Origin of the sequence: Pseudomonas sp. LB-090624 (assembly GCF_003205205.1) — a bacterium.
GTDB lineage: Bacteria > Pseudomonadota > Gammaproteobacteria > Pseudomonadales > Pseudomonadaceae > Aquipseudomonas.
In genome coordinates, this window is record NZ_QJRL01000006.1 from 108,009 (window position 1) to 121,753 (window position 13,745).

The 13,745-nt window shown below is 63.1% G+C and carries 7 protein-coding genes; 3 read left to right on the forward strand and 4 right to left on the reverse strand.

Features of this window, described 5'->3' with window-relative positions; genetic code table 11:
- Positions 1 to 219: 219 nt before the first annotated feature.
- Together DMX11_RS08925 and DMX11_RS08930 are read right to left on the reverse strand one after the other, a co-directional pair.
- On the reverse strand, positions 220 to 639 hold the full coding sequence (locus tag DMX11_RS08925; protein ID WP_110744186.1) for a VOC family protein: 420 nt from the start codon (positions 637 to 639) through the stop codon (positions 220 to 222).
- 75 nt (positions 640 to 714) lie between these two features.
- Positions 715 to 1,641, reverse strand: a complete 927-nt coding sequence (locus tag DMX11_RS08930; RefSeq protein ID WP_110744187.1) for an alpha/beta fold hydrolase — start codon at positions 1,639 to 1,641, stop codon at positions 715 to 717.
- Positions 1,642 to 1,823: 182 nt separating this feature from the next.
- Between DMX11_RS08930 and DMX11_RS08935 the strand changes: the two genes are divergently transcribed.
- Positions 1,824 to 6,713, forward strand: a complete 4,890-nt coding sequence (locus DMX11_RS08935; protein WP_371921784.1) for an NEL-type E3 ubiquitin ligase domain-containing protein — start codon at positions 1,824 to 1,826, stop codon at positions 6,711 to 6,713.
- Positions 6,714 to 6,720: 7 nt separating this feature from the next.
- Here DMX11_RS08935 and DMX11_RS08940 read toward each other — a convergent pair whose 3' ends face one another.
- Positions 6,721 to 9,237, reverse strand: a complete 2,517-nt coding sequence (locus tag DMX11_RS08940; RefSeq protein ID WP_110744189.1) for a UvrD-helicase domain-containing protein — start codon at positions 9,235 to 9,237, stop codon at positions 6,721 to 6,723.
- A 175-nt stretch (positions 9,238 to 9,412) separates the two neighbouring features.
- Between DMX11_RS08940 and DMX11_RS08945 the strand changes: the two genes are divergently transcribed.
- Positions 9,413 to 10,111 (forward strand): pirin family protein, encoded by a 699-nt coding sequence (locus tag DMX11_RS08945; protein ID WP_110744190.1) that lies wholly within the window; start codon positions 9,413 to 9,415, stop codon positions 10,109 to 10,111.
- Positions 10,112 to 10,403: 292 nt separating this feature from the next.
- Entirely contained in the window at positions 10,404 to 13,169 is a 2,766-nt protein-coding gene (locus DMX11_RS08950; RefSeq protein WP_110744191.1) for an amino acid adenylation domain-containing protein, read from the forward strand.
- Positions 13,170 to 13,186: 17 nt separating this feature from the next.
- On the opposite strand, the gene DMX11_RS08955 is transcribed toward DMX11_RS08950, so the two are convergent.
- Positions 13,187 to 13,672, reverse strand: a complete 486-nt coding sequence (locus DMX11_RS08955) for an isochorismatase family cysteine hydrolase (RefSeq protein WP_110744192.1) — start codon at positions 13,670 to 13,672, stop codon at positions 13,187 to 13,189.
- Positions 13,673 to 13,745 lie beyond the last annotated feature (73 nt).

The window sequence follows — 13,745 nt, forward strand, 5'->3', positions numbered from 1 at the left end:
TACCCATTTCACCGTCGCACCCAGGCCCTAGGGCTTTCTTTGGTTGCGCGAAGCACGACGAGGCTGGCCGCCTCGGATCGCAGCAAGGTATCTGAAGCATAATCGGCTTTGGCGGGATATCCACCCCGCCTGGCCCTGAACAAAAAGGCGGCCTGGACTTCACGGCAGCACCGGGTGCTGGGCGATAGCGAGTTGGCTGACGATTCTGCGGGGGCGGTTTCACCCGCCAAGCACTACCGGCCCCTTCAACTCGACCTGATTACCATCCGGGTCGTAGCAGTAAAGGGAAAGCCCCTCGCCTTCGGCACCATAACGCTTCTCTGCAGGCTCCACCTTTACCCCGGCGGCTTCCAGATAGGCCGTCAACGCGGCCTCGTCGAACGGCTCGATGCGCAGGCAGAAATGGTGCAGGTTGCGCCCTTCCACGCCCGGGGCAGCTCCGCCTGGCCGCCCCAGCGGGCCATCCAGGGCCACCAGGTCGATCATCGCCGTGCCCGTGGCCAGGTGCACCATGCCCAGGTCTTCGCGCACGCGGCTGACGGTGCAGCCGAGCAGCTCGGTGTAAAAGGCAACACTGCGCGGCAGGTCGCTGACCCGCAACACAAGGTGGTCGATGTGCTTGATGGTGAAAGGCCGCATGCCGGGCTCCCTGTGGCGTGTTTGCGAATACGTTCGCCACCATAGCCCAGGTTCACGCGGCATGACCAGAATCAGCTACTCGTTCACCAAGCGTTGCAGAACGCCCCCTTCATGGCGCGTCAGGATACGCAGCAACTGGTCGACCAGCGCCCGGTCCGGCGCATCCAGGTGGAAGTGGTGCCCGCCCGGGTGCCACGAAACTTTCGCCTGGCCGGGCAGCGCCGCCTGGCGCCGGCTGAAGGCTTCGCCGGCAAATGCCCCCTGGCGGCCGAACATCAGGTATAACGGGCAGCGGATCTGGCTGAGCAAGTCGCACGCTTCGCGCTCGGTCAGCGGCATGGGCTCGGGCAGCACCAGGCGCGGGTCGTGGCGCCAGCAATAGCCATCGTCCAGCTGTAGCAGGTCGCGCAGTGCCAGCAGCCGAGCGGCACCCTCCGACAGTTCGGTGTCCAGCCGCTCGCGGCGTTGCGCCAGGGCGGTGCCCAGGTCGTCGAAGCGACCAACATCCGGCTCGGCAAAACCCGGCAACTGGCTACGCTGTACCATGCGCTTGAGCCGGTAAGCCCGCGCCAGGTGCTGCACGCGGTCATCCTCGGCCACCGTGAACGGTGCCCCCATGCCGTCGAGGAAGGTCATGCTGGCAATGCCACTGGTCATGGCCGCCAACAGCGACGCTATACCGGTACCCATTCCATGGGCCAGCACATGAAATTGCGCCAGGCCCAGACTGTCGGTCACCGCCAGCATGTCTTCGGCATGCTCCCACACGTAATAGCCGCTGTCGTGGCGACGATGCCCAGAACGGCCATGACCGATCAGGTCGGGGGCCACCACGAAGCAGCCGTCCAGCATCGGTGCCAGGCGCTCGAACGAGGCAGCGTTATCCAGCCAGCCATGCAAGGCCAATATGGGAATACCGTCTTCTGCTCCCCAGGTGCGAACCGCTATTTCAACGCCATCGAGGTCTAGCAGGTGGTCTTTCGGACTGCACAGCGAACGCATTGCAATTCTCCTTGGCTGAAGCCTGCACCATGACCTGCCTCACCCTCTCGCAGATCCTCCCTCGCTGCCAGCCCCCCACCGACCCGCGCATACGCAGGACCGACTGCTGCCAACAACTATCTACCGCACCCCGGCGCCTTGATCAGCGTGGACTATCTCCCCCCAAAAAAGAGATGGTGACCATGACAACCCCGACACCGTTGCATCAAAGCCAGATAACCCGATCGTTACCGAAATGGAGCAAGGCGCTCCAACCCACGCATACGCGCAAAGTGGTGCAGAGCCTGTACAAGGAGTACCTCGATGAAGATGGCACCCCTTACTCGTGGTATGCCACTGCCGATGGGCCAACGCGCGAGCAGTTGCACAACGCGTTGCAAACCCGCAACAAACAGCTGGCGCACGTCAAACAGGCGCTGGGCGAGTTCAAGGACATCATCGCGTTCTGCGGCCCTCTGTTGACCGAGCGGTTGAAGCTGAATGTGCCGGTAGACAGGGCGCAGTATGTCTTCCAGCCCTTTGAGTCAGAGGCCAACATCTGGGTTGGCGTTCCCGATGTGGAAACGCCTTTGGTCCCGGACGTGGAAGCGGACGTGCTGGCCACCCGCCCCGTAGGCCAGCCGCAAACACGCAGTTTGCTAGAGGCTGCCCTGCACAACTTCGAGGGGCTGGACGAAGTCGGCCCCTACAGCAGGCTCACCGATGCCGCTGGCAGCGACACGCCCCTGTCCGGCCTGACGATGGCGGACTTCGTCAGACATTGTCGGGCGCTGGACCTTGGCAAACGCTATCAAGACCATTTGCTTGCAACCCATGAAGGCGCCAATCGCGCTGAAATCCAGCGCCTGTCGATTGCAGCGAACCGTGAGGCCTTGAGGGTCCAGGCATTGATCGCCAAGCTCAAAGGCCTGCTGAGCGAGGCCGGGCTCGATGCGCTTGGGCAACTGTGCGACGGCAAGCCTCACCCCACCTATGAAAACGAGGCGTTGCATTGCTGGCACTTCAACCTGTTCGATATCCCCGTCCACGAAATACTGTTCATCGGGCCAGACAACCCTTACCGCAAGAACCCCTGCATTTTGTATGCCCCTGGCGACAGCGAGCACCCGGTAAGGGAGTTCGCTTCTCGTCAGGAAGCGGGCAAGCACCTGCGCAGCCGGCTATTGCAAAGCGAGTTTCGCCGCGCTTTGGTGCATTTAGCCTACAAGGACAGGCAAAAAGAACTCGCCGTAAAGCTGGAAATCGCGCTGTTCGAAGAGGATGAAGCGGGTAGACGCAAACCCCGAATCATGCCAGTGATCCCTTTCACGCTCTCGCCAATCAGGACCGACCCTTGGACGTCCTTGTACAACGCACACCTTGCGCGCATGAAGGCCGACGCAAAAACCATCGCTGTGCCTACCGCCGAAGTCGACGCCAACGCCCGCAACGAGCGTCTGAAATACTGGTTCGACCTGGGGATGAACGTGCTGAATGTCGCCGCGTTTTTCGTGCCGGGTTTGAACACGGTCATGCTAGGCGTTTTTGCTTACGACCTGATGAGCTCTGTTTTCACCGGGTTCGAGGCCTGGGAAGAAGGTGATACCCGGCAGGCACTGGCGCAGTTGGAATCGCTGGCCATCAACGCGGGCGTGATCGCCGGCTTTGCAGTGGGCACCAGGATCGTCCAGGCGTCTGGCTTTGTCGATGCACTGAAAAGTGTATGGCATGAAGACAAGGAGGTGCTCTGGCACCCCGACATGAAACCCTATGCGAGCACGGCGGCTATTCCTGAGGAGGCTCAACCCGATTCGCTCGGCCATGTACACGTCGATGGGAAGACCTACCTGAAGCTGGATGGGACCCTGTACGAGGTGTTTCAGGGCGCTGATCAGCAATGGCGCGTGCGCCACCCCGATGACGCTCAGGCCTATGCCCCACGCTTGCTGCATCATGGTCACGCCCGCTGGCAACTGGCCCATGAACAGCCTCTGGAATGGGACCGCGAACAGCTCGCGCGCCGCCTCGGCAGCCATAGTGCAGGCCTGGACGACAGCGAGCTGGACCATGCCATGCGCACTACCGGTACCGATCCAGACGTGCTGCGCCGTGCCCAGGCAGCGGGCCTGCCTACACCCGCTTTGTTGATCGACACGCTGCAGCGGTTGCAACTGGACAATCAGACACAACAGATCATCAACTGCGTACGCCATGGGTTGCCGCTGGCTGCGTACAAGAACTTTGCCTTGCCTGAGTTGCTGCGCCTGCCGGGGTGGCCCGAGGGGAACGTGCTGAAGGTTTACCAAGAGCCAGAACCCTGGGGCGAATCGGTGCGCTACGGCCCACCTCACACGCTGGGCCAGACAGAAATCGAAATTACCCGTACCGACCTGGACAATGGCCAGTTGAGCCAGACCGTGCTGGATCAGATGGATGAAGAAGCCATTGAGCAGTTGCTCGGTGACACACCCACTGAGCACCGATCGTCCGCACTGAACAACAAGCTCGCGCAACACCTGGAACAGCATCGCGAGGCGCTGTTCGAGAGCCTGCAACAACGACGCCGTCCCACACACGCACCCACTGCACAAACCCTCGCCCGGCAGTTTCCCGGGCTGCCGGAGAGCGCGCTTGAAGCATTGCTTGGCAATATCAGCAACGCCGAACGGGAACGCCTGACCAACGGCCGGGTGCCGCTTCGCATTGCCGAGGAAGCGCGCCTTTTGCAAGCTCGAGCGCGGCTTGACCGCGCCCTCCTCGGCCTGTTCAGGCCCAGCCTGGCCAACGACGACAGTCTACGCATCAAACAGGCGCTGCAAGCCGCGCACCCGCAGGCTGACCCGGCCCGGTTGCTGCAACTTGCCCTTGACGATCGCCAGCACTGCGCCTCACTGATCGGCCAGCAACCTATCAACCCCAGGTTCCGCTCCCCTTTGCGGTTGGCCAACGGCCAGCTGGGGTATCCTCTGAGCGGCCGTGGCCTGCAAGGACGAGCCTTGCCGGCTGCACGTCGACTCCGGGCGCTCTACCCCGAACTCAACAGCGAGCAAATCAGTGGGCTACAAGCCGAACTGGCTCGAGGAGGTGACCTGGGTAGCGCCATCAACCGGCTGGAGGTCGAGCAGCGTACCCTCAACCGAGATCTCAACCGCTGGGTAAGCACCGCCCGCACCCTTGAAGAGCGCTTTGATCGCCAGCAATGCACCGAGCGATTGATGAGTGCTTCCCGCCGTGAAGGCGGCGCGCACGCCAAAACACTGGTACTGGACCGTATGCAGCTCGAAGCGCTACCCGCTTTCACTGCACCCATGCCGCATATCCGCAATCTCAGGCTCGAGGGGTTACAGATGCGGCGCCTGGAGGGCAGCTTCCTGGCAAACTTCCCTAACCTGGAAACCCTGGAAATCATCGGTAACCCGGACATCGATGCCGAAACATTGTTCGAGGCGCTCAGGTCGGCACCACGGCTACGCGAGCTGGGCCTGACAGACAATGGCTTGACCACCCTTTCACCCACCGCCCAACAGGCCATCGGGGCTATGCCCGGCCTGCGGCTACTCTGGCTCAGCCGCAACCGGCTGCAACTCGACACCAACAGTTTAGGCTTCCTGACGCGCTTGCCCCTGGATGCCCTCGGCCTGGGCCACAATCGAATCACACTTGACGCAAGCCTTGCCGCCCAGTTCCAGGACATGATCCACCCCACTGTACTGCACCTGTCAGGCAACCCACTGCAACTGGCGCCCGACCTGCGCTTCATGGCCCGTCTTGTCCACCTGGAGCTTGAGCGTTGCGAACTGCAGCAGTGGCCCGACAGCCTGACCGTCCTGATGAGCCAGCCCCAGTACCAACTGCGCTATCTAAACCTGTCGTCCAACCGCATTCGTACCCTGCCGGACTTGCCTGGTGTGCTGCGTACCCCGTTTGCCCGCGATGTCGCCGCGCACTTGCCGGAGCGCCGCTGGCTGTTCAATTACAACACCCTGGAAGCCCAGACACGAGCACGCCTGGGCAGTAGCGGCGTCAACGTATTCGAGCACGCAGAAGACGTGCCACTGTGGCAAGGCATTTTCCGTGGCGAGGCGAGCATTGCCGAGGAGCAACTGTGGAGCGACCTGTTCGACCAAGGTGAAAACGCAGCGCTGCTGGGCGTACTCGAACGTCTTGCCCAGTCGGCAGAAGCGCAGCGTGATGGCGAGGCCCTGAGGGCACGCGTCTGGAAGCTGTTGGATGACGCGGCCCGCGACACCGCGCTGCGTGAACGCCTCGCCACCGTGGCCGGCGACTTCCCGCCAACCTGTGGCGACGCAGGTGCCGACGCGTTCAGTGCCTTGGAAATAGAAGTGCTGGCCCACGAAGCGGCAGCCGTCGCCGGTAGTCGACCCGCTGATCTACTGAGCCTGTATGGCAAGTTGTATCGACGCAGTCAGGTCAATCAACTGGCCGATCGCATCAGCTGGAGAAGGTCCTTGCGCAAACAGGCGCTGCTCGACGGGGCCTTCGATGAAAACCTCCCCCCCTACGATGAGCTGGACGACCCCTCAGCCTTTCCAGACAGCGAACTTCAAACGGGGCTGGTGGACGATGTCGAGGTACGTTTGGCCTTGCGCCAGTCGTTGGCCAGCGCGCTGGACTACCCTGAGCCGAGCCGAGGCATGCTGTACCGCAATACGGCCAGAATCAACGACACAATCATCGAAATGGTGAAAGCTGCGGTCCGTTCCCTGGACAGGGATGCCATCGCTCGGGAGCAATGGTTGACCCAGCAGCCGGGCTGGGTTGAGTACCTGAAGCGAGAGCATGCAGCGCAATTCAGCGCGATAACCGACTTTTGGCGGCCAGGGCTGGACTACCTGTATTACTGCCTGGATGAAACCGCAGACCCGGTGACGTCCCTGAACAAATCTTTGCTACAAGCCCTGGCCAGCGTCATGCCTGAAAGCCCACTGGATGCCAGCGGCATTCTGCGACGCGTGGCGATCAACGAGCAGCAGTATCGCCAGGGCGTGGACATGCTGACCGCCGAGCAGCAACAGGTTGAAACCGATCTGTTGATCAGCTTCACTCGCCAACTGCAGACACTCGGCAGTTAAACCGGACTCAGTCGCCGCGCAGGTCTTCGAAGAAGGCCTGCCTGCCATCCACCTGGCTCGACGCCCTTGGGGCAGCGGCCGCATCACCATTGGCGGGCTCGACATGCCAGTAGCAGTGCTGCACCGCGCGGGTCACCGCCACGTAGGCCAGGCGCTGCACTTCTTCCTTCTGCGCCGTATCGAACGGTTGGGCATCCCCGGCCTTGCCCAGACCGGCCTGGCGATACACCTGGTTCTTGTAGGGTGAGCTGGTCATGTACTGGCAGTCACCCAGCATGAACACCGCATCGGCCTGCAAACCCTTGGCACTGTGATAGGTCAGCTGGCGCAGCCGGCGCTGTTCGGCCGGTAGCGCCGCCTCGGCGTGCAGCACGCTTTGCAGGTGCTCGTTCATCAACGCTCGGTCACTGCCCTTGCGGTACAGCATCATGACCGTCTCACCCCGCTGGTAATGCTCGACAAGCGTTTCGCCCAACGCAGCCTCGTCACGGTCGAACACCTTGACCGGCGAGCCGGGCAACTCGGCCGCCGGGCCACTGGCGCGGGCTTTCTTGCCGGCAATCGCCGGGGTGCCCTTGACCAGGTGCTCGGCCGCATCGATCACCTGTTGCTGGCAGCGGTAGTTGTCGACCAGCATCACCCGCGTGTTGGCCGGCGACGGGAACGCCTTGGTGAACTCCATGAAATACCTGGGCGAACTGCCACGCCAACCGTAGATCGATTGCCAGTCGTCACCCACGCACAGCAACGACGAATGCTGCGCATGGCGCCCGGTGTGCATGGCCGGGCCGCGGCGCCGTATTTCAGCGAGGCTGGCACGCAACCAGCTGACGATCTGCGGCGACACGTCCTGAAACTCGTCGATCAGCAGGTGCGCCAGCGGCCGCAGCAACGGATCGGGCAGCAGGTGCAGGTTTTCCGGGTTGTTCTCGCCAAACAGGGCGAACATGCGGTTGTAGCTCATCACCGGCGGCGACTGGTCCAGCAGGTGCGCCTCCAGGGCTTTCCAGTACAGGGCCAGGGCCTCGAAGAACAGCGCGTCGCTATCGCCGGCCGGGAAGCTCATCGCCGCCACTGCCGTGTTCACATCCAGCCCGAGGTTTTCGATGAAACTGGCCGCGGCGACGAATGCATCCAGCAGCGGCGCCGCCGCCAGCTCGCCCTTGACCTTGTATTCGAAACCCGGCCCCGCCACCGCATCACCGGCCAGCGATGCCGCCAGCCGCCGGGCCATGGCGTAGTTGTCGAGCCAGATCAGCGGCCTGTCGCAAAACGCCTGCAGCAAGGTGCGCTTGACCGCCCACTCGCCGCGTACCGCCAGCTTGGCGCCAGGGCGCTGATACTGCGCGCTTTCTGCCGGGTCGAAACCCAACACCACCCATGGCCCACCATTGGCCAGGCGCCCGTGCACATGGAAGCGGCTGCCACGGATCTCGACAGTTTCGCGGCACGGCTCGATGCCCTTGATCGGCCAGGCGCCAGCGGCAAACCACAGGTCCTCGATCACGTCGCACAGTTCTTCGTCGCGCTGGGCGGCAAGCTGGGTTACCTGGGCGCGCTTCTGCACATCAGGGTTGTTCGGGTCCAGTGGCTTGAGTTGCAAGGCTTCACTGCGCAACAGACCGATCAGCTCGGCAAACCGCGGGCTCTCGCCCAACACCTGGCTGTAACATTGGTTCAGCTGCTGACGCTGGGCATCGTTCAGGCGCAGGTCGAACGGGTTGCTGTCGGCCTCGGCCTCGCGCCCGGCAGGCATTTCGGCGCCCAGCGTCTCGAAGGCGCGCACCTGGTCGAAACCCGGCAGGCTGCGTACCAGTGGCAGAATGCGCGAATGAAAGGTACGTACCAGCTCGCGGGCTTGTGGCGGTTGCAGGTTGATCTGCCACAGGGCGAAGACCTGGAGCAGGCGCTTGATGAAATCCTTGCGCGATTCGCGGGTGAAGGTGACCACGGTCATCGCATCCAGCTCGTAGCCCAGATAATGACGCAGCAGCAGGATCCGCAGCACCAGCGAGGTGGACTTGCCCGCCCCGGCCCCGGCCACCACGCAGGTGGACGGCGTGTCGCTGAAAATCAGTTTCCATTGCGCGGCGCTGGGCTGCGCCTCGGCGGGCAGGCGCTGGGCGACATCGGCCTTGAAGCGCTTTTTTAGCTCGGCAGTCAGCGGCAGGCGCCAGTCATCGAACAGCTTGTCATCCTGGCCCGGTACAGCGGCAGTGTCGGGGCGGGTGTCGCGAATCACCAGCACCTGGCGCCCAGCCTCGTACCCCTCCTCCCGCCCACGCTCGAAGCCGTCACGCAAACCTTCGGCGTGGCCATTGCGCTGGCCGGTGGCGTGGCCAAGAAACCAGGATTCGCGGTGCTGCGCTTGCAGGCGGGTCAAGCCACGCCCCAGCAAGCGGGCGACCAGGCGGCGAAACCAGGGCAACTGGGCAGGTGGGGTAAGGTTGGCGGGGGCCTGGGGTTGCTCGTGGGCCACGGTCACTCCGTTGTAAAACCAAATCAGCGGGCATGTTCGCCGCATCGAGAAAAAATCGCCAGCGAATGCTTGCAGATCAGTGGATTAGGCGATGAAACGGGTAAAAACCCGCAGCAAAACACATCGATCATATAGATAGTTTTAAGCCGATATTTACGCTTATTTTCGATCTATCATTGGCGCATCATGGCGTCATTCCACTGATTGAAGGAGCACGACCATGCTGCAACTGCGACCGTTCGACAGCCTCGGCCACGCCAACCACGGCTGGCTCGACGCCCACCACCATTTTTCGTTCGCCGAGTACTACGACCCGGCGCGCATGCACTGGGGCAACCTGCGGGTCTGGAACGATGACCTGATCGCGGCCGGCAGCGGTTTCCCGCCGCACCCGCACCGCGACATGGAAATCATCACCTATGTACGGGAAGGTGCCATCAGTCACCAGGACAGCCTGGGTAACAAAGGCCGTACCGAGGCCGGTGATGTGCAGGTCATGAGTGCCGGTACCGGCATCGTGCACAGCGAGTACAACCTGGAAGACGTCGATACCCGCATCTTCCAGATCTGGATCGTGCCGGAGCGCACCGGTGAAGCGCCGCAGTGGGGTAGCCGGCCGTTTCCCAAAGGTGAGCGTGGCGAAGGCTTCGTGACCCTGGCCAGCGGCCGTGCCGGCGACCAGGACAGCTTGCAGATTCGCACCGATGCGCGCCTGGTGGCTGCCACCCTGAAGGCGGGTGAAACCGCCGAGTACCGCTTCGATAGCGCACGCCGGGGTTACCTGGTGCCGGCCAAGGGCCTGGTGGACGTCAACGGGCTGCGGGCCAATGCACGTGATGGTGTGGCGATCGAACAGGAGGAAGTGCTGCGGGTGACCGCCCTTGAAGACAGCGAGATCGTGCTGGTGGATGTGGCCTGATCGATCGGCCAACGCAGGCCACCTCGTCCGGCTTGCACCGATCTCATCGCCGGCACGCCAGCGCCCACAGTGTCCCGTGCAGGCCAAGATCGACATAAAGCCTGCGCGGCCCCTGTGGGGGCCGCATTACCGGCGATGAGCTGCACAGCAGCCCCATTCCGAACCCGTCTGAGAAACCAGGTGCCTACCCCGGCCATCGCACGGCCAGCATTCTTGTTGGCGCCTGCGCGCTCCCTGCACTAGCGTTGTGCTACCAGCCAGCCCAAACGTTCATGCGGAGCCCCCACCCATCATGCCGGACCTGCGCCCGAACCCCACGCTGCGCCTGGAATACCGTACCGGGCAACCGATTTACCAGGCCTTTCTGGAACACGCCAGCCGCTGCCCCGATGGCACCGCGATCATTGCCGCGCACACCACTTGCAGCTACGCCCAGTTAGAGCAGGTAAGCCGGGGTATTGCCGCCTTCCTGCTTCAGAATATAGATAACACCTCCGATCGCGTGTTGATCGTCGCCGACCGTTGCGCCGCCCTGGTCTACGCCATGCTCGGGTGCCTGCGCGCCGGGCTGGCGTTCAGCGTGGCAGACGCCGCGTACCCTGCCACCCGCATCCAGCAACTCGTCAACACCCTGGCGCCTGCCGTCATCCTGCGCTGTGGCAAGGCCACCGTCGACGCCACGCAGCGCCTCGTCGTACCGGTGCCGGAAGCCCCCGCCGAGGCACTGCACGCGTTCCCCCAAGCGATCGCACTGCCAGCTGTCAGCCCCGAACAACCGGCCTACATCACCTTCACCTCGGGCAGCACCGGCGAGCCCAAGGGCATCATCACTCACCATGCGCCGTTGGTGCACTTTATCGACTGGCATGTGCAGCAGCACGGTTTCACCCAGGCCGACACCTTCTCGCTGCTTTCCGGCCTGGGCCATGACCCGGTGTACCGCGACGTGTTCACCCCCCTGTCGCTAGGCGCAACCATCGCCTGCCCGGCCCCGTCGACCCTGACCGATCCGGCGCAACTGGCCAACTGGATTCACCAACATGCCGTTAGCGTGATTCATCTCACGCCGCCACTGGGCAAGCTGATCCAAACCGGTGCGCAAGCGAATGGCCAGGTATTCGAACAACTGCGCTACCTGTTCTGGGGCGGCGACGCGCTCAACCCGGCGCTTTACCAGCAGATCAGGGTCATCGCGCCGAATGCCGTTAACGTCAATTTCTACGGCACCACCGAAACCCCGCAAGCCATGGCTTTCCATACCCTCGACCCGGCCATGGACACTGCCCGGGTGCCGTTGGGCAAAGGCATCGCCGAGGCACAGTTGCTGGTGGTCAACCCTGCCAATCAGCTGGTCAGCACGGGCGAAACCGGCGAAATCCTGATTCGCAGCCCGTACCTGTCGCTGGGCTACTGGGGCGACCCGGCGCTGACCGAGGCCAAGTTCATCGCCAACCCGTTCAACGGCCTGGCTAGCGACCGTTGCTACCGCACCGGCGACCTGGGCACCTACCTGGCCGATGGCAGCGCCAGCTTCCTGGGCCGTGCGGACAGCCAGGTAAAAATCCGTGGCCATCGGATCGAACTGGCGGAAATCGAGAACACGCTGAACCGCCACCCGCATATCGAGCAATGTGCAGTGCTGGCCAATCACGACAGTGCATCGACCCGCCTGGTGGCCTATTGCGTCGCACGTCAGGCCACCTCCGCTGATGAACTGCGCCAGGCCCTCGCCGGACAACTGCCGGACTACATGGTGCCGGCGCTGTTCATAATGCTCGATGCCCTGCCACTTACCCCTAATGGCAAGCTCGACAAACGCGCCCTTCCCGCGCCATTTGACGACAGCACGGGCCAAACCTTGTCACCGCTGGCGGAAAAACTGAGCTCAGCCTGGGCACGCATCCTTCAGGTACCGCACCTGGATGCAAGGTTGAGTTTTGTCGAGCTTGGCGGCGACTCTTTGTCGTTCGTCCAGGCTTCGCGCGTGCTGGAGGAGCTGATCGGCCACCTTCCGGGCCGTTGGGAAACCCTGCCGGTGTACCAGCTGGCCGAGCTGAGCGCGCCAGCCAAGAGCGCCTGGCGGGTGATGGAAATGCCGGTGTTCATCCGCATGCTCGCCATCATCCTGATCGTGGTCGGCCACCTGAGCGAGCTCGACCACTGGCTGATCGTCGGCGAAACCTCGGTACTGTTCCTGGTCTCTGGCATCAGCCTGGCGCGCTTCCAGCTCAAGGCCATCGAAGAACGCGGCGATGCACGTACGCTGATCAGGTCGCTGGCGGCGATCGTCGTGCCGACGCTGTTGTACACCGCGCTGCTGCAACTGGTGTTCGACCAGCTGCACTGGCAATCACTGCTGCTGGTGGCCAACTGGTTCCCGGTCAACCAGGTTGGCCTGTTCAACTACTGGTACATCGAAGTGCTGGTGCAGATGATCGTGATCATTGGCCTGGTACTGTCGATCAGGCGCGTGCGCCAGCGCGTCAGCGCCGACCCGTTCCGTTGCCTGACCATCGCCGCCTGTGCATTGGTGGCGCTGGATGTGCTGCTCAACCGCTTCGTGTTCGATGCCGGCCCCCTGCTCAACCGGGTACCGCAACATTTCCTGGCGGTCATGGTATTGGGGATGGCCGTTCACCACGCCGATACCATGGCGCGCAAATGGATAGCCAGTGCGGTGGCCGTGCTGGTGGTGGGTGAGCTGGACCTGATGGCGGTGGCCGGTGTTGGCTGGGAGGCCTTCACACGCTATGTCGACATTGCCCTGCCGGCGATGCTGGCGCTTATCTGGTTCCGTTCGCTACCCGTACCCGCGCTGGTGGCCCGGGCGGGTGCGGTGATCGCGTCGTCAACCCTGTATATCTACCTGACACACTTCCAGTTCCAGTCGCTGGCGGACCATTTTTTCCATCACCCGCTGTTCGAGGTCGCCGTGGCCATAACCGGTGGCGTGGCCGTCAGCTATGCCTGGACCACAGCGACGCGCTGGCTGCTCGCACGCATCAATACCGGCAACAAGCCACGCGGCGGTGATGATCCCGTGCAGCGTGCGGCCTGAACCCACCCGTACCGCCGCTAGGAGCGCCCGGCCAATTCAGCCAGCACTTCCGCCGAGGTGGTGACCTGGCGGAAATGGTGCTGCCACAGCTGAATGCCCAATTTGCCCGAGCGGTCCAGCGAAGAACCGACCGTCATATCGGTGACCAGGGTTGGCGTCAGCCCGGCATCGAACAGGGCGAAGCCGGCGGCCAGCACGCAGGTTTCGGTCTGCAGGCCACACACCAGCACACGCTCGACACCCAACTGGCGGATGTACTCGAGCGCTTCGGCGCTCTGCCCGTAGCCATGCTTGACGAACACCTGGTCAGCCTCGACCAGGCTCTCATCCTCGGCTGCCGGGTGCCAGCCGAGCTGCCGATCGAACGGCGTGGCCTGCTCGTCGTGCAACTCGACCGAGGCGATGGTGGGGATGTTCGCCGATAACCGGCGCAGGCCATCGACCAGCCACTCGGGAGGGCTGAAGGTGGACTGGACATCGACGATGAGCAAAACCTGGCGCATGGGCGGATTCCGGCACGGGCAAAAAGCGCGGAGTATAGCGCGCAGCCGCTGCGCGGGTCGCTAGGCACGCCAG